We start from the raw sequence: 17,986 nt of genomic DNA, 5'->3' as shown, positions 1-17,986 counted from the left end.
TCAACGTTTTTCGATACGGATGCCGCTAAGCAGCGTTTTTCCCTGCTCAGGCAGAAACTCAACTGAAAGTCCTTCGCCTTTGTTTACATTTACCACGAAAGTTTTTTCCACCGCCCACAGTGCACCGCAGTCACGTGCCAGATTGAAATGACTGATTTCTTTCTTTCCGTTGATCGAAATCCCAAAACTCCTGACGTTAGCCTCTTGCTCGTTCTCTTCGTTGCTCAGATTATAAATCAGCTTCGGCTGCCCCGCTTTCGAATTGGGCTCGGCAAACAACAATGTCACCTTGTAACAACCATCCGGCACATCGAACCGATAGCTCTTCACCCCTTCGCGCATCGTTTGATACAGCGGATCATCATCAGTCCCTTTAATGTTCGATTGTGTACTCAATGCTTTCCAGGAAACTGAATGATAGATATCGCCTCCAACGTATCCAAAGCTTCCCTGCTGATAAGGTTGGTCGGGAATCCAGTTTTCACCGGTCAACTCATCGTGGAAATTGCAATTGCTGCCCACGTTGACCCGGATGGTATGAAATTCGCCGGTTGTCAACTTTCGAGGAATCATTTTCACATTAACCACCAGCGAATCTTCTGCCATGTCAGTCACCGCCAAAAGCTTATTAGGCCCCGAAACGAAAGGAACCTCCATCTTAACGATGCCGTCGACCGGTTTTTGCGAGTTGATCCACTCTCCATTTCGGTACAGCGTCACCTGGCCTGAGTTGGTGAACATCCAAACCTCATGTTTCGATTTTTCGTTCTCATCCGCCACGTACGTCCGGTTGGTGTAATTGGTCCCGGCAATAGCGATGTTCGGCATTTTATCGTTCATCACCTGGTAGTAGTCGTAAACATCTTTCGGTTTCCGGTCGTAAGTCACCAACCCTTTCTGGTTGATGTGCGGAATGGCATCAGCACGTCCTTCGGAGCCAAAATCGGCGAAAATCCATGCAGCCATTCCCATCACATATGGGCGTTCGTCAACCTGAAAGCGATAGCTGGCATGGGAAAGGAATTGATATTCTTCCGAATAATCCCACACTTCCGGATGATCGGTATGCAGCCTGACATCGCTTCCGGGACCATATTCCGAAAGCATGATGCAGCGGTTAGGATGTTCAGCGTGCTGTTTGTCGAGAAAAGCGCCCAAATCAGAGTATTTTCCACCGTACCACCCCATGTAGAGATTCCAGCCAATTACCTGTGGAATGTCGGCAATTCCTGTTTTATTGTAGATTGGATTCTGATGCAACGCCATCACGGTTAGCCGGCCCGGCGCCTCGCTTCGGGTTAACGAATCCAGTTCTCGCGCTAGTTTTAGGGTACTTTCGATTTTCCGGTTACGTACGCTGTCGGAAAGTTGCTTTGCATAGGCCAACCGGATAAACACTTCATTCATGTAACCATACATCACCACCGAGGGATGGTTGTAGGTTTGATGAATCTGCTCCCGCTGCATATTCAGACAGTTCTCTGTAAAATCTTTCGATTCGGTAATTTCGTTCACCACCGGAATTTCGCTCCACACAAGCACCCCCAGCCGGTCACATTCACGGTATACTTCCGGTGCTTGCGGGTAGTGCGCCAAGCGGACGAAGTTGGCCCCCATTTTTTTAATGAGTTCAAAATCCTTTTTATGCAAAGCGTTGGGCAAGGCATTTCCCAATCCCGAATAATCCTGATGACGGTTCAGTCCGTGCAGTTTTATTGATTTTCCATTCAGGAAAAATCCCAAATTCGGATCGGCTTTGAACCAACGAAATCCGAGCGGACTCTCCACCCGATCGAGAATGCTGTCGCGGTGGTAAAACTGCAACGTAGTTTTTACGGTGTATAAGTTGGGAGCGTCAGGAGACCAAAGCTGCGGTTTATTGATGGTCTTTGATGCCATCTCAAAATCGCGGTCGCTATTTCGTCTTACAGTAAACACCTTATTCAGCACTTCTACAAGTTTCCCTTCCGGTGAAAAAATCTCAGAACGAATGAGCAAGCGATCGGTTTTTCCGGTCTCATTTCGAACGGTTCCCCGAACCTTCACCTGGGCAGATTCAGCAGAAACCTGTGGCGTGTTCACATAAACCGCGGGCGTCGCATATTTCGCGAAAGCAAAATGAATGGGATTCTCAACTTTGAGCCAAACATCCCGGTAAATTCCTCCGTAAAAAGTAAAATCGGCATCCAGCGGTGGGATTTCCGGATCGGGCGCATTGCTCACTTCTACACGCAAGTCGTTAACCGAACCATATTGAACATACGGAGAAATGTCGAAACTAAAGGCTGTGTAACCGCCTTTGTGTACACCAATTTTCTTTCCATTGATAAAGACGGTTGCTGTTTTGTTGACTCCTTCAAAATCGAGAAAAAGCTTCTGTCCTTTCCATCCCGCATCCACGTATAAATTTCGCCGGTACCAACCCGTTCCCCGGTAATAGCCCCGCTGATCGTCAAAGGCATCTCTCGCATTCCAGGTATGAGGTACATTGACCGGTTCCCATTTTGTACTGTCGGGATGATCGGTTTGTTGGAAAAACCAACCACTATTCAAGCTGGTTTTGATGATGGGAGCAGCCCAAATTGAAGCGCTCAGAAACAGGAAAAAAGCTAGACCTAGCAGTCGTCGGCTCATGGTTTAAGTTGATTTTATTGAAGGTCTGAATTTAACAAGAACGGGGTTTCCCGGCAAAAAAAATCCCCCATAATGCGTTCCATGGGGGAATTGAAATTGTAAACGTCAATGCGACTATCGGGTTTTACTTATCACTGTTGGTAAAGGCCACCTCTACAAAAACCGGAAAATGGTCGGACGGGAATCGATGATCGCGGCTATCGCGCAAAACGGCGTATTTCTTCACAGCAATCGGAGCCTCCTTTTTGACAAAGATGTAATCGATGCGGTTGGCCGGCTTCACATCCCACTGAAAACCATTGAACGTGGCATCAGGACCAAACGGCTTGATTTCGCTGAGCGACTTGGATTGGTTGAAGCTCTTGTCGATTTCCTGAATAACATCACTTTCCGGCGTTGAATTCAGGTCGCCCATTAAAATCACGGGCAGATTGGCAGTGTTGACTTCATTTACTTTTTTCAGCACCAATGCTACGCCATTTTTACGAGCCAGCTCCCCTTTATTGTCCAAATGGGTATTGAAAACCCAGAACGATTCATGCGTCAACTTATCGTAGAAAAGGCCATATGTACAAATCCGAAGGTAAGCAGCATCCCAGCCTTTCGACACTTTATCGGGGGTTTCCGACAACCAGAAAGTGTGATGCACCAATACCTTAAAACGGTTCGTATTGTAAAACACAGCGACATGTTCTCCTTTGCTACCACCTTCGCGACCCTGACCAATCGACCGATACCCTTTCAATTCTTTATTCAGGTATTCAATCTGATTGGGCAATCCTTCCTGCGTACCAAATATATCGGGTGCATAAAAATTGAGCTGGTCGACCATAAAATCCTTCCGGTTTTCCCAGGAATTCAATCCATCGGACGCCAGTGCTAACCGGAGATTGTAGGTCATCAATTTCACATCCTGAGCCTGGACCAAAGTTGCCAGGCATATGAATGCTGTTAATAAGAAAATACGTTTCATCGATCTTGATTTTGGTAAACTCATAGAAAACAAAGAACAAGTTGCCGTCATTTGGCCAGTTCAAAACTGTCTTTCAGCCGAATATCTCTCGATGAAGCTCCGATCATCAGATCGAATTTTCCGGGTTCGGCTACCCATTGTAAATCATGGTTATAAAACGACAGCTTATCTTTGTCAATCGTAAAATGGATGGTTTTCGATTCACCCGCTTTCAGAAAAATCTTTTTGAAATCCTTCAGTTCCTCAACAGGACGGGACAGCGAGGCGACCAAATCTCTCAAATAAAGTTGAACAATCTCTTCTCCATCGTATTTTCCGGTATTGGTAATCGTTGCGCTGACTTCGATGGATGAGTCAGGTTTCATCTCCTTACTACTCAGCTTCAGGTTACTGTACTTGAATGTGGTGTAACTCAACCCGTAACCGAATTCGTATTTGGGATAAATGGACAAATCCAGATAGGAAGACCGGTAGTTCTTGTCTTTATCACTTGTTGCCGGCCGGCCCGTGTTTAAGTGGTTGTAATAAATTGGTATCTGTCCAACGCTTCTCGGAAAAGTCATCGTCAGTTTGGCTGAGGGATTATAATCTCCGAACAAAACATCTGCAATGGCATTTCCGGCCTGATTGCCCAACCACCAGGTATATAGAATAGCAGAAGCGTGATCGGCCGTGTAGTTGAAGACCAGTGGTCGCCCGGCATTGATTAACACCACGACGGGTTTGCCGGTCGCCAGCAATGTTTTCTCCAACTCTTCCTGAACACCCGGAATATCAATATTGCTCCGGCTCTTGGCTTCTCCACTCATGTCTCTTTTTTCGCCGATGCTCAGAATAACTACGTCGGCTTTTTTGGCAACGGCGACCGCTTCGGCAAATCCCGCCTTACTATCACCTTCAATATCACAGCCCTTTGCATATAGCAATTTGGTATGCTTACCTACTTTATTCTTCAATCCCTGCCATTGAGAAACGATGAACGTCGAATCAACTCCGGGAACATCAACATCCCAGAATCCTTTGTTTTGCTTTAGCGACTTCACCAATGGACCAATAAACGCAATGGTCTTTACATCCTTCGACAAAGGCAGTAAATTATTTTCATTCTTCAGTAAAACAATGCTTTTTTCAGCCACTTGTCTTGTTGCTTTATCGTGTTCCGGATTGAACAGTTCTTTTTGTTGTCGTTCGGCGTTGCAATACCGGTAAGGATCGTCAAACAAGCCCAACTCAAATTTTTTCCGCAAAATTCTTCTAACCGCATCATCGATAAGGGAAACCGGCACTTTTTTGTCTTTCACCAACTGCGCCAGGTGATTCTTGTAATCGCGGCTTTCCATGTCCATGTCACAACCAGCCGTTATGGCTAATAATGCAGCATCAGAACCATTTTTCGCAACTCCGTGATTGATCATTTCACCGATCGAACCCCAGTCGCTGACTACGAATCCCTTAAAACCCCATTTTCCTTTCAGGACGTCACGAAGCAAATATTTGTTTCCCGTTGAAGGAATTCCGTTAATCGTATTAAAAGACGTCATAAACGTAGCGACACCTGCATCTACTGCAGCTTTGAAAGGTGGCAGATAGACTTGCCACAAAGTGTGATCGCTGATATCAACCGAGTTGTAATCGCGCCCGCCAATGGCGGCACCATAAGCAGCAAAATGTTTGGCACAAGCCATCACTGAATTGACATCACTTAATTCGTTCCCCTGGAAGCCTTTCACCTGGGCCGCTGCAATTAATGAGCCCAGATAGGTATCTTCACCAGCACCTTCCATCACTCTTCCCCAGCGAGGGTCACGGGCAATATCCACCATCGGAGCAAACGTCCATTGGATGCCACTGGCACTGGCCTCGGTTGCTGCCACTCGTGCCGCCAATTCAATCGCCTTTAAATCCCAGCTACAAGATTCGGCCAGCGGAATAGGGAACGTGGTTTTGTACCCGTGAATAACATCCTGGCCAAAAAGCAGCGGGATTTTCATTCGCGATTCCATGGCAATTTCCTGCCAGCTTCGGGTGCGCTCAACGCCCTTGCAATTCAACAACGAGCCTACCTCCCCGTTTCGAATCTGAGTTGCTTTTTTATCGTCAACCGTTACCGGACCGGTAGCAGCACCGTCGTCCGTGTATTGATTCAGCTGACCAATTTTCTCCTGAAGGGTCATCAGACTTAATACTGAATCGACTTTCTGATCGAGTGTTTTCGGTTGCGAAAAAACTCCGGTTACGGAGAAAACAAAAAGTGAAATGAGAGCAATTTTTTTTATCATCTTCCCAGTTTATTTTTGATATACTTTCACCCAATCAACAACCATATCGGTTGGAAAACAGCTGTTATCAACTTTTGAACCTCCCATGTTACCACCGATAGCGATATTAAAAATCAGAAAGAAAGGTTTGTCGAACGGCCAGTTCTTCATGTTTTTCTCCTTCGGTTGATAATGGTAGATTTTTTTGCCGTCCACGTAAAAAGTGATAAAATATTTCGTCCATTCCATACTGTAGATATGAAATTCAGTGTAAGGGTCCTTTATTTCCACAATTCCCGTATAAGGTGTTGCTCCGTAACCCGACGGATTGTGAATGGAAGAATGAATAAAGCCCGGTTGTTTACCGACATGCTCCATGATGTCCAGCTCCCCGCAGGCCGGCCATCCCACCTCTTTAACGTCCGATCCCAACATCCACAAGGCTGGCCATGTGCCCACACCTGCCGGCAATTTCGCGCTCATTTTAACAATACCATAAGTGAATTCGCGCTTGCCTTTGGTATTAATTCTTCCGGAAGTATATTCATTATTTTCGTGCCGGGCTTCGATAATCAGCTTCCCATCTTTCACTTCTACGTTTTTGCCGTCGGTGTAACGTTGCAATTCGTTGTTCACAGTTCCGGGTTTCATTACCCGATTGTTCCACGATGTGGTGTCGAGCGAATTTCCATCGAAATTGTCCTGCCAAACTAGTTTGTAGCCTTTTGTAGACTGGGAAAATACATTGAAGGAAACAAGGACTAAAATGATTGAAAGGAATATTGCTTTGTGTTTCATTGCTTTGTTGTATTTAGTTTCATTGCGATTTACCCCAAAATAATCTGAAATCCCATTGGGTCAAACCTATGAAAAAAAGGGGGAAACATAATGCTCCCCCATTTAAATCACATTTTTACTAATCAAGTTCAGCCTTTACTTCAAATACCACGGAACCTGATTGATTCCGTCATATCCATTATACTGTTCGTCAATAGCTTTTTGATAATTGACCGGGTTTTTAGTTTGTTCATCCGTTGGGTACATCCAGCGCTTCGGATATACAGTGGGATCGTCCGGATTCAAGCTCGTTGAAGGATTCAGCGGGTAAACCGGGTAGCCTGTACGCAGGAATTGCGGGTAGTTTCCTCCGTTCCCCTGGAAGAAATCAATCAACCAGCGCTGTGTCCAGATTTGATGCAAGCGATCCTCTTTTGTTCCGCTGGTGGCATAAGCTGCAGCGCCGGTAAAGTAGTTATCAATATAGTTTTGATCAATAGCCATTCCGTGCACATAATCAGCTGTGTGAGGAAGGTTCATGTAATATTCCAGCTGGGCTTTCACTCCATTTTGATAATACTGCTGAGCATCACCCGAAACCCAACCTTCTTCAATGGCTTCCGCAATAATGAAACACTGCTCCGAATAAGTGAAATAGAGCATCGGATCGTTATCCATGAAAGCGACGTAACGTTTATTCAGCAAAGAATAGTCACCGTCTGCATTGTTCAACGCAAGCTGCTCGGCAGCCATGGATGAAGGAGCTCCCACATAGGCGTCCCAATCCGACTCGGTCAGTCCACCGTCAATTTGTGCCTGTGCCGGTTCTGCAAAATAGAACAAGCGGCGATCATTGAGATTCTTCAGCGCATTAACAACCAACTGTGTTACACCCGTATTCTGTCTGCGCTCCTCGCCGTTATACATCGGATATGTTGCATTCGGATTATCAGAGTAGACCAGCTTAAAGTTATCGTCGTTACCGGTCATTAAATTTCCGGCGTTAACAATGGCAGCAAACCTTGCTTTCTGCTCCGAAGTTGCCTGCTTACTCATGGTTTGAATAACTTTCAACTGCATGGCATTACAAAGCTTTCTCCACTTGGTCACATCGCCACCATACATAATGTCCCCATCGAAATTCGTGCCTTGTGCAAAATCAGCCTCTGCTTTCTGGAGGTCGCTCAGGATTTCAGCAAATACATCGGCCTGTTTATCATATTTGGGTTGGGTGATACCTTCCGTCGCCATTCCGGCTTCCGAGTAGGGCACATCACCCATATCCAATGTAGCAGAGAATCCAAACCAGGCTTTCATGAACAATTGCAATCCTTTGTAGGATGATTCAAATTTTGAACCTTCTGCATATTGGGTCATATACTGGAGATCCGTCAGTCTGGAATAGGCCCCAAAACTGCCGTAAGGCCAATATGAATAATAATATTGGCCAGGGTTGGGATTGGTTTCCAGCATGGCAATGTGTTTATTAAACAAGTTACCGGAAGTAAAATCAGACGGGTTCGGGTTCCAAAACCGGTACGTATCTTTCAATACCTGCGTAGCAAGCATCGAGGACGTCACCTGATTCGTTTTATTTGGGTCTGTATTGATTTCCTCGAAGTTACTGCAGGAAACCGCAGTAAAGAGAGAAAAAATCAATAGAAATATATATGTTAGATTTTTCATAGTTCTGTTTTATTAGAATGTAAGTTTAACATTACCTCCAAGATATCTCACTGACGGGTCAGAAAAGTCTTCATTACCGCCATCCGGATCAGAATATTTAAAATCCTTGGCCCAGAACAATACATTCTGTCCGACAAAACCAATGGATGCCCCTTTGATAATTCCTCTTCCCCAATTATTCAGGAATCTATCCGGAACAGTGTAAGTCAGCGACACCTCGCGAAGTTTCAGGAAGGTTCTGGCATATATATCATTAGGATTGGGGCTCCCCCCCCATGCACTGGAGTTATGGAAATCCTGTACTGCCTGCTTGTATGTTTCAGGTACATCATTGGGAGCGTATTGGCGGTTATCGGTAAGAATATTACCATTGGGATCATAAGTAACCGACCCGGATATGACCTGAACACCATCTCCGATGTAGTGTCCCTTACTCGGATCCTCAACATCCAATTTGCGTGCTTCAGTTACCGAATTGGGATGCACCCCGGCTTGCCACATATAACTTTCGGTCCTGGTAGGCATTAAACCACCGACAACCCCATCAAACGACATATACAAGCTGACGTTCTTGTACCGCAAAGTGGAGTTCAAACCCCAAATCCAGTCAGGGTCGCTGTAACCGTACAAGGTAGTATAGCTGCTCCTCACAACGCGGCCGCTGGTATTGTAAATCAGCTGTCCGGCATATGGTCCGTCAGGAACGCGGAGGTAATCTTTGGTTGTAAAAGCGTCTGTGCGTTCTCCAACCTTCACCCAGGGTTTTCCATAGTTGGATGTATAGGTTGAATCGAGCTTCGTATAAACTTGTTTATAGGTCGACCAGTTGGCACCGACGTCCCACTGCCAGTCTTTTGTCTTCAGCGGTGTAGCCGTAACAGCGACTTCCCATCCGCGGTTGGAGCGTTGTTCATCCGTATTCAAATAAATACCGGTATATCCGGTGGCTGATGACAACGGCCCCAGCTTCAGTATATCAAAAATATGCTTCGCATAATAAGTCACATCCACGGTAAAACGCTTCTTGAACGTCATCGCCTGAAAACCAACTTCTGTTGTGGTGTAAGAGTTCGGGCTATATGTGTTCAGATATAACGAACTCGGTGCTGTTGCTCCGTTCAAAGCATTCCAGGTACCCGGATTAACCGAGAAAACACTGTTAATGGCATACGGATTCGGTGGCGTTTTGGCTTGTGTCCAGGAACCTCTGAATTTCATCAGGTCCAACCAGCTTTTGGTAGACGGCAGAAGCTCAGATACGACAAAGCTACCGGAAATGGACGGATAGAAATAAGAGCGGTCCGCTTTCGGTACATTCGGATTGGCCAACATGGAAACCCAGTCATTACGACCGGTCACATCCACGAAGAGCATTTTCTTCCACGAAAGTGCGACCCGGCCAAACAGCGAATTGACTTGTCGCTGCGAAGTGCTTTCACCAACAGCTGCCGGATTTACAGAAGCATTCAGTGAGAAATACTCCGGTATTGAGATACCACCGACGGTCTCAGCGTTGATGTTGTCGCTACGGTCGTAGAACATGGTCCCCCCTGCCAAATAATCCACATCGAAATTATCCAGGAAAGTCCGGCTACCGGTCAACAGGAAATCACTGTTGATACTGTATCCCTGCGTCCGACCAGTCAGGTAAGCTCCGGTCCGGCTACCGTTCCAGGTATAAGGATTTCCGGGAATACCCGTGTTACCTGAAGAAGTATATGATCCCTGCGATATCCTCAACTGCCCACGGTTAATAAAGAAATCGAGACCTCCACGAAGTGTGGCAGTCAACCACGGGGCAATATCATAACTTGTCGTCAGATCGGCGTTGAAAATATCACGCGATTGCTCATTGGTACGTTGATACCGGTCAAAATACGGATCGTTCTGATTTTTACCACTGTAGGTATTGGTATCAAAATGGTATCCGAACTGGTTGTTCTGAAGCTGGCCCGGTATCAGCCAGTAGTTGTTTTTATAGTCGAGAATGTTGAAATCGGCAGAAGACCAGATAAGCAGCGTGTACATCGGGTCGTATGAAGTATAACCATTGGAACCCATATTAGGTGTTTCCCGTTTGGTATACGACATATTCGATGAAAATTTAAACTTATCGAGTGTAATATCGCCACCCAGTGTATAGGTGTATTTATTCAACATCGAATTAGGATACTGTCCTTTATTTTTTGTCCAGTTCAACGAACTCCTCAACGCTATTTTGTCTGTTTTAAAAGCGACACTTACGTTGTTGTTAGTAACATAACCTGGCTCCAGGAAGTTTTTGAAGTTATTTTTGCCAACAGGCAGGTATGGATAATCCCGGAATTCCTTAGCAATTGGATCCCATTGCGTTCTTACGGTTCCATCCATAAAGGTTCCCCAGGACTGATCGGAGTTGATATTATAAACATAAGCGGTACCACGACCATACACACTCTGCTTCTCGGGAATGGCCAGGAAGCCGGCACTAAACATGGTGTTCGAGGAGACATCAACAGATACTCCCAAATTATTTGTACTACCATTTTTAGTTGTAATCAGAATCGCACCGTTTTCTCCACGGAAACCGTAAAGAGCGGAAGCGGTCGCTCCTTTCAGAACGCTCATTGACTGAATATCATCTGCTGCGATATCATTGAGGGATTTATTGGCGTAAGCAACCCCGTCGATCACAATCAACGGACTTTCACCGCGGACTGAGATGGTCGGTGCTACGTTAAAGTCGGTTGAGTTTTGAACCAAAACCCCGGCTACTTTACCGGTCAATGATGTTCCTACATCGACACCGGAAACTTTCTGCAGGCTCTGTCCCTGAACAGTCTGAACAGAATATCCCAGCGCTTTCTCTTCACGCTTGATACCAAGTGCTGTTACAACTACTTCACCCACACCAATCGATTCTTCTACCATTGTAACATTGATATTGCTCCTGCCCTGAACGCTGATTTCCTGTGGCTTCATACCAACAAAGGAAAAAACAAGCGTTGCATTGGCCGGAACATCATCCATCTCGTAGTTACCATCCGCATCGGTAATGGTACCTTTCGATGTACCTTTAATCACAATGGTCACACCGGGCAGCGGCCCGCCCGTCTTGTCGACTACGTGACCTTTTATGCTCATATCTTGCTGAACGCCGGAGGTTGTTGCCGGACTTAATACAATGTGCCGGTCTTTAATAGTATAATTAATTTTTTCCCCGTTGAACAGCTGGTTCAAAACCCGATCGATACGCTCATTGCTGGCTGAAATACTTACCCTTCTGTTGACATTAATCAAATCGCTGTTGTACAGGAAATAAAACTCACTCTGCGATTCAATTTCTGACAATACCTGCTTAACAGTGGCATTGTTCATATCAAGAGAGAGACGGGCTGACTGTGCATAACCTTCGAGAGCAAAGGTCTGCAACGTTGTAAGCAATAGTATTACTGCTGTAAGCCTCATGATAACAAGAAGTTTTTTGCAGCTGTGATACCACAACGGCAAGTTGTTAGCTTTTTTTTTCATAGATTTGAATCCTTTAGATTATTACTTTTCAATAATTTAACCCTTAACCGGGTATGAAAGGGAGTGTTGGCGCACTTCCTTTCTTCTTTACAAGTTGTTTCTCATTGGCAAAATCTATTTTGTTTTCTTTTTGATATAGACGATTGATTTTGAATATGTTTTTTTACCGCCCTCATCATAATGAGCCGGTTGATAGTCAATTTCGATAGGCGAAGAGAGCTTCAGCAACTCAAGCACCTGGTAAAGCGATTCATTCTCGAACGTGGTGGAAAAGTGGTAATTGAGAATTTCCGGATCTTCAATAACGACCTTTACCCCATACCATAACTCCAACTGTCGGGCGACTTCCTTCATCGGCGTTTCATCAAATACCAGGCGACCGTTATGCCAGGCGATGTATTTTTCAATATTTCCTTCTGAGAGTTGAATATCGCCCTGCTGACGATCGACAACAGCGCGTTCACCCGGATGTAGAATTACCGACTTCGACGAAGTATGATCCTGATTTTCCGTTGTCAGACTAATTTTCCCACGGGCCAGTACAACCCCGACCTTTTCCCTGTCCGGGTAGGCGTTCACATCAAACCGGGTGCCCAGAACTTTTACCTGGACATTGTCTGCCTTTACGATGAAAGGAACTTCGGGGTTTTTCTGCACACTGAAAAATGCTTGTCCAATCAGCGAAACATTTCGTGTTTTTCTGGAAAATGGTATAGGAAAGCGAATGGTACTCTCGGCGTTAAGCCACACTTTACTACCGTCGGGTAGAATAATTTGAGAACGGGTTCCGGGCGGACTGGTTATCTGTTGCATTGAAATCTGGTCTCCGGAAATTCCTCTCTGCGAAAAATAATATTGCCAAAGGGCAAATAACAGTACGGGGAGAAACAAAATTGCGGCAGCTTTGCTCAGGTACCCAACATAAAGTCTCCACTTGCTGTTCCCCGGCAACCGATTATTAACCTTGACAAAAGCGCCTGAAACATCGACATGATCTACCAGGTCGATAACATTGACCGCCTCAGACACCTGCTCCAGCGTATCCATGCGCTCACGCTCTTCGAGCAAGGCAACAACTTCTTTCTTTTTATCTTCTATATGCATACGAATGCGATTCCCTCTTCTTGTATCGTTTATATCAAATACAATCAACTCTGGGGGCACACGTAATAAAAGACAAAAAAAGTTTAAGAGGATTATTGAAACTAAAGTCTAAAACCAAGTAGAATGAGCAAAGGCAGGTAATCCTTGAGCTTTACGCGGAGGGTTTTTAGCGCATGACTGATATGCGTCTCAACTGTCCTTTTGGATAGATTTAACTTTTCAGCAATCTCATCATTCTTCAGTTGCTCCAGGCGACTCAAAACAAAGACTTCCCGGCACCGTTCCGGTAGTTCGTCAATAGCCTGGCGAATAATGTCCTGAAGTTCCGATGCGATGTAAAGGTTGGGCTGGTATAGCAGGTTCTTCTCCGACATCTCGTATAGCTGCCCGATGTATTTGCTCTCGACCTTTTGATGTTTCAATGAATTCAGGCAACTATTCCGTACCGATGTAAAAAAATAACCTTTCAACGAATCAACCAATTGCACACGCTGACGCTTTTCCCAAAGCTTTACGAACATATTCTGTACAATATCTTCGGCTAGCCCCCTGTCAACAGCAAACTGAGTGGCATAGATAACCAGACCCGGATAATAAAACTGAAACAACAGTTCAAAAGCAGTTCGGTCCCCGCTCCGTAACCGTTCGATAATATCTTTCTCTTGTATGCCCTTAATCAGCTGCATAAAACCAAAAATATTATTTTAGAAATAGAAAAATTTCCTCTTTACAGAAATAAAAGTAGATGCACATGCCTCCCCAATAAGCAGATGAATTTCAGCAAAAATAAATTACTACTCGCTTTTTGCAGCACATTGGTCGCATTCGATGTTGTAAAACATAAACATAACGAAAAAGAAGAAAAAAATACAGTCCAAAAACAAAGCCCGCCGGAAATTACCAGCGGGCTTTCATTTTTTTACCGAAATGTGTTTACCAGATTTGCACGCGCAAACTGTCAGGCCGCCACATGGCGTCGCCTTCCTTCACATTGAAAGTTTTATAGAATGCAGTCATATCCGACAGCGGGCCATTCACCCTGAATTTGGCCGGAGAGTGCACATCGCTTCGCACCTGGTTGGCAATCGCTTCCGGACGCATGTTTAGCATCCAGGCCATGGCATATCCCAGGAAGAAACGCTGGTCAGGCGTTAAGCCTGCAATCTTTTCATTGTCCTTATACTGTTTGGTCTGCTGGAAAGCCTGATATCCCATCATGATACCGCCCAGGTCGGCAATATTCTCACCCTGCGTCATCGAACCATTGATATGCAGACTATCAACTGCTACATAGCCATCAAACTGCTTCACAATCATCCGGGTTTTGGCATAAAACTTCACGCTGTCTTCAGGCGTCCACCAGTTGTTCAGGTTTCCCTGCGCATCGTACTTGCTCCCCTGGTCATCGAAGCCGTGCGTCATCTCGTGTCCGAAGGTCGAGCCGCCAATGATGGCATACAGAATCGCATCGTCGGCCATTTTACGCTCGTAGCCCGGAACCATGATGTTACAACCGGGAACCACAATCTCGTTGTTCGACGGATTGTAATACGCATTGTAGGTTTGCGGCTCCATGCCCCACTCGGTGCGATCGACCGGTTGACCATATTTCGAGATCATGTAATTCGTGTACCACTTGTTGGCGTTAATCACATTCTGCACATAGGAAGTGCGGTCGACATGCAATGAGCTTAAATCTTTCCACTTATCAGGATACCCCACTTTCATAATCATAACGTCCAGTTTGTGCAGCGCTTTCTTCTTGGTACCTTCTGTCATCCAGTCCAGATTTTTGATGCGCTCGGCATACACCTTCTTAATGGCGTGACCAATTTCCAGCAGTTTCTCCTTGGTACCTGCCGGCAGGTAATCTTTCACATACACCTGCCCCACCAGGTCGCCCAGGGCGCTATTGGTATGGCCAACCACACGTTTCCAGCGCGGACGCGGTTCCTGAATTCCCCGTAAGGTTTTCGAGTAAAAGTTGAAAGCCGTCATGTAGGTGTGATCGTCCAGCGAAGAAGCCAACCCATTCAACAATTGGAATTTCAGGTAATCCTTCCAAACACTCATCGGGAAACTCTTCAGATAGCCGTTCAATGCGGTCAGGAATTCCGGCTGCCCAACAATCACCGAATCGACCTTAGCGAGTCCCATATCTTCGGTAAAAACGGGCCAGTCTATATTCGGTGTATCCTGGTTGAGCTGCGCAAACGACATTTTATTATAATTCTTCAACGGGTCACGGGTATCTTCACGCTTTCGCGAAGATTTTGCCAGCGCCGTTTCCAGCTTCATGGTATTGTCAGCAGCCTTTGTAGCTTCTGCTTTATCGTACCCCATAATGGTGTACATACTATCGAGATATGCCACAAATTTTCCGCGGATCATCCTGGCGCGGTCATCGGTAGCAAAATAGTAATCACGGTCAGGCAAGCTCAATCCGCCCTGCGAAATAAAGACGGCATTCTTGCTGCTGTTTTTATCATCCTGGCCTACGTAAAAACCAAACATCGGCGAACCGGCCACCGTTTGAATATAAGCCAGCTCTTTAAACAAATCCTTGCCGTTACTGATGTTGTCAATGCGTTCGAAATCGGCCTTAAGTGGCTTGATTCCGTTCTTGTTCAGCGATACGCTATCCATTCCTGAATAGAAGAAGTCGCCGATTTTTTGCCGGTTACTTCCTTTCTCTGCGTTGGTCATCGCCGCAGACGATTCACAGACATCACGAACCTGGGCGCTGACGGTATCCTGGATAATCTGGAAAATACCGTTGTATTGCTCGCTGGCCGGAATGGGATGTTCCTTGAACCATTTTCCGTTGGCAAACATAAAAAAGTCATTGCCCGGCTTCACGGTCGAGTCAATGTGCGATACCAGGGCATCGCTTTCGGATGACGATACATTGGGCTGACACGATGCCAAACCCATAGCCATCACTCCGACAAACATGTAAACAAGATTGCGTTTTCTCATATATGATAAGCAGATTAATAGATATTCGTGGAATACCGATAGGTCGGTTACTGGAAGCTAAAATTACAAGTTTCGCCCGGTTTTTCTTCCTTTCGGTAGAATAATCCCCTTACCTGACCCCCATTAAATGAACACAAAACACGTTTTTTGAACATACTCACCGACAGTCGTTCAATACGCGTTGACATTCATTGAACAGGCTTTAACAGTCGTTGAACGCACTTTAACAGTCGTTGAACGCACTTTAACAGTCGCCAGATTGACATTAACACTCGTCAAATACACATTAACAGTCGCCAAATGCACTTTAACAATCGCCAAATACACATTGACAGTTGACCTACCCTAAAATAGCTTGACAGATTTATACTTAATTGGTGAGTCCGGTTGCTTGTTATTTCGTAACAACTGGATTCCAAATATACTTCTTTTTATCTTCCTGCCCGGTCCGTCGTTTGTAAGAGTAAAACCTGAAAACAGAGTTCAGATTGTTTCTAAACCCTGAAGTAGCCGGAAACTCTCCCTGTTATTCCTGTTCTCTCATCACAGGTTTTCTCTTACACCGGGTTCGTTCGACAGATTTTTATGTATCACCTGATTCACGCTTCAACGGATAGGAACGCTTTTTCCAGTGTTTCTTTAATGTTCCGGTTTGCTTATGTGCATCAGTGGGGAACATCATGTCCACACTACGATGCGGCCGTTTATGATTGTATTTGTATACAGCGATTTTTACCGCTTCCAGGGCTGCGTGATAATCGGCAAAGGTATCCTGTAAGCTGTACTCTCCCTTTAAAATACCGTTGACACGTTCGGCTACCGCATTTTCATAAGGGTCTCCGTTTTCGGTCATTGATATGCCGATTTTAGCTCCCTGCAGGTAGTTCACATAATCATTGCAGCAATACTGAATCCCCCTGTCGGAGTGATGAATCAGGTTCGGCTTTACACCTTCGCCGGCAACGGCCATTCTTAGGGCATTTAAGGCCCCTTCACTGGTCAGGTCGGGCCAGAGGCTCCATCCGACAATTTTCTTCGAATAGGCATCAGTTACCAGGGACAGGTAGACAAACCCTTTTTCAGTTCGCAGGTAGGTAATATCACTGACCCAGAGTCTGCCTGAACTGACCAGTTCGATATCCCGGATTAGATTGGGATACTTACGGTAAAAATGGTTCGAATTAGTGGTTTTCGGACCCCGCTTACGGCGCCGCACCAACAAACCGTGCTCCCCGAGCAGGTTGAAAAACTTGTCTCTTCCGTATTTGATATTGTGTTCCTGTAGTGTGGAAGCCAGTAACAAAAGGAGTTTCTCTGCTCCCATGCGGGGATGTTCGCGGCGAAGTATTTTCACCTGCTTTAAAATGAACACCTCCTGCATTTGTTTTACTGAGTGACGCTTTTTGCTATCGTACCAGGCCTGGCGGCTAAACCCAAACAGTTCACACAGTACCGATTTGGATACCAACGGGTACATGTGTGCCAGTACTTCTACTGTTTGGGGCCAGACTTTTTTCGAATCTCTAATTTGTAGTCCTGCTCAGCAATGTCAATTATCGTATTCAGGCCCACATTTTTCATCTTCGCCAGTTCAAGCTGTTTTTCCAGCTCTTTGATACGCTTCTCCAGCGCTTTTACATCTGTTCTTTCTTTTCCACTCATCGCCTGTAAAGATAAGTGAATATCATCGGAATAACGTTCCTGCCAGTTCCTGATAATGCGCCGGTACTGGGAACCTAAATCAAACCGGTCGCGTGCCTGCTGAAAACTCATCTTTTCTGCATCTATCTGGCCGACCAACCAGCGCCTGAAACTAACTTCGTAAGCATTGTAATTAATCGGTTTTTCCTGAAATCCTTCCATGTGATCGCTTAACATGGCCTCTTTTCCTTTCTTCATTTTCCTGACTTTTTACGTCAAGCTATTTCAGGACAAGACAAGTCGCCAGATGCACATTGACAGTCGCCAGATTGACATTAACACTCGTCAAATACACATTGACAGTCGCCAAATGCACTTTAACAATCGCCAAATACACATTGACAGTCGCCAGATGCACATTAAC

11 protein-coding genes are annotated in these 17,986 nt (G+C 45.5%); all 11 read right to left on the bottom strand.

Annotated features, from left to right (window positions below):
- On the bottom strand, positions 1-2,634 hold the full coding sequence (locus GJU87_RS00115; RefSeq protein ID WP_153637655.1) for a glycoside hydrolase family 2 TIM barrel-domain containing protein: 2,634 nt from the start codon (positions 2,632-2,634) through the stop codon (positions 1-3).
- Between the two features lie 124 nt (positions 2,635-2,758).
- Positions 2,759-3,607 carry an endonuclease/exonuclease/phosphatase family protein gene (locus GJU87_RS00110; RefSeq protein WP_153637654.1) on the bottom strand — a complete coding sequence of 283 codons (849 nt, stop codon included), beginning with the start codon at positions 3,605-3,607 and terminating at the stop codon, positions 2,759-2,761.
- Positions 3,608-3,654: 47 nt separating this feature from the next.
- Positions 3,655-5,886 carry a beta-glucosidase BglX gene (gene bglX / locus GJU87_RS00105; RefSeq protein WP_228491782.1) on the bottom strand — a complete coding sequence of 744 codons (2,232 nt, stop codon included), beginning with the start codon at positions 5,884-5,886 and terminating at the stop codon, positions 3,655-3,657.
- A gap of 9 nt (positions 5,887-5,895) precedes the next feature.
- The gene (locus GJU87_RS00100; protein ID WP_153637653.1) at positions 5,896-6,663 is read right to left on the bottom strand and encodes a family 16 glycosylhydrolase; all 768 of its coding nucleotides are present in this window, start codon (positions 6,661-6,663) and stop codon (positions 5,896-5,898) included.
- 135 nt (positions 6,664-6,798) lie between these two features.
- Positions 6,799-8,328: a SusD/RagB family nutrient-binding outer membrane lipoprotein gene (locus GJU87_RS00095; RefSeq protein ID WP_153637652.1), complete on the bottom strand. Its 1,530-nt coding sequence runs from the start codon at positions 8,326-8,328 to the stop codon at positions 6,799-6,801.
- A 12-nt stretch (positions 8,329-8,340) separates the two neighbouring features.
- Positions 8,341-11,775, bottom strand: coding sequence for a SusC/RagA family TonB-linked outer membrane protein (locus GJU87_RS00090; RefSeq protein WP_194831396.1), 3,435 nt, complete (start codon positions 11,773-11,775; stop codon positions 8,341-8,343).
- Positions 11,776-11,952: 177 nt separating this feature from the next.
- Positions 11,953-12,942: a FecR family protein gene (locus GJU87_RS00085; protein WP_153637650.1), complete on the bottom strand. Its 990-nt coding sequence runs from the start codon at positions 12,940-12,942 to the stop codon at positions 11,953-11,955.
- A 101-nt stretch (positions 12,943-13,043) separates the two neighbouring features.
- On the bottom strand, positions 13,044-13,628 hold the full coding sequence (locus tag GJU87_RS00080; protein WP_153637649.1) for an RNA polymerase sigma-70 factor: 585 nt from the start codon (positions 13,626-13,628) through the stop codon (positions 13,044-13,046).
- 247 nt (positions 13,629-13,875) lie between these two features.
- Entirely contained in the window at positions 13,876-15,921 is a 2,046-nt protein-coding gene (locus GJU87_RS00075; protein ID WP_153637648.1) for a M13 family metallopeptidase, read from the bottom strand.
- A 583-nt stretch (positions 15,922-16,504) separates the two neighbouring features.
- Positions 16,505-17,398 (bottom strand): IS3 family transposase, encoded by an 894-nt coding sequence (locus GJU87_RS00070; RefSeq protein WP_153637041.1) that lies wholly within the window; start codon positions 17,396-17,398, stop codon positions 16,505-16,507.
- Between the two features lie 14 nt (positions 17,399-17,412).
- Positions 17,413-17,820, bottom strand: a complete 408-nt coding sequence (locus tag GJU87_RS00065) for a hypothetical protein (protein WP_153637647.1) — start codon at positions 17,818-17,820, stop codon at positions 17,413-17,415.
- Positions 17,821-17,986: the final 166 nt, after the last annotated feature.

This window comes from Prolixibacter sp. NT017, from assembly GCF_009617875.1.
Taxonomy (GTDB): Bacteria; Bacteroidota; Bacteroidia; order Bacteroidales; family Prolixibacteraceae; genus Prolixibacter.
The sequence above is the reverse complement of the archived record's forward strand: the minus strand, read 5'-3'. Positions and strand labels throughout refer to the sequence as shown.

What these genes read in the sequence shown, in the direction of transcription:
- GJU87_RS00080 (WP_153637649.1), bottom strand. Translation starts at nt 13,628, where the DNA reads ATGCAGCTGATTAAGGGCATACAAGAGAAAGATATTATCGAACGGTTA.
- GJU87_RS00065 (WP_153637647.1), bottom strand. Translation starts at nt 17,820, where the DNA reads ATGAAGAAAGGAAAAGAGGCCATGTTAAGCGATCACATGGAAGGATTT.
- GJU87_RS00090 (WP_194831396.1), bottom strand. Translation starts at nt 11,775, where the DNA reads ATGAGGCTTACAGCAGTAATACTATTGCTTACAACGTTGCAGACCTTT.
- GJU87_RS00070 (WP_153637041.1), bottom strand. Translation starts at nt 17,398, where the DNA reads ATGTACCCGTTGGTATCCAAATCGGTACTGTGTGAACTGTTTGGGTTT.
- GJU87_RS00085 (WP_153637650.1), bottom strand. Translation starts at nt 12,942, where the DNA reads ATGCATATAGAAGATAAAAAGAAAGAAGTTGTTGCCTTGCTCGAAGAG.
- GJU87_RS00115 (WP_153637655.1), bottom strand. Translation starts at nt 2,634, where the DNA reads ATGAGCCGACGACTGCTAGGTCTAGCTTTTTTCCTGTTTCTGAGCGCT.
- GJU87_RS00095 (WP_153637652.1), bottom strand. Translation starts at nt 8,328, where the DNA reads ATGAAAAATCTAACATATATATTTCTATTGATTTTTTCTCTCTTTACT.
- GJU87_RS00075 (WP_153637648.1), bottom strand. Translation starts at nt 15,921, where the DNA reads ATGAGAAAACGCAATCTTGTTTACATGTTTGTCGGAGTGATGGCTATG.
- GJU87_RS00100 (WP_153637653.1), bottom strand. Translation starts at nt 6,663, where the DNA reads ATGAAACACAAAGCAATATTCCTTTCAATCATTTTAGTCCTTGTTTCC.
- bglX (WP_228491782.1), bottom strand. Translation starts at nt 5,886, where the DNA reads ATGATAAAAAAAATTGCTCTCATTTCACTTTTTGTTTTCTCCGTAACC.
- GJU87_RS00110 (WP_153637654.1), bottom strand. Translation starts at nt 3,607, where the DNA reads ATGAAACGTATTTTCTTATTAACAGCATTCATATGCCTGGCAACTTTG.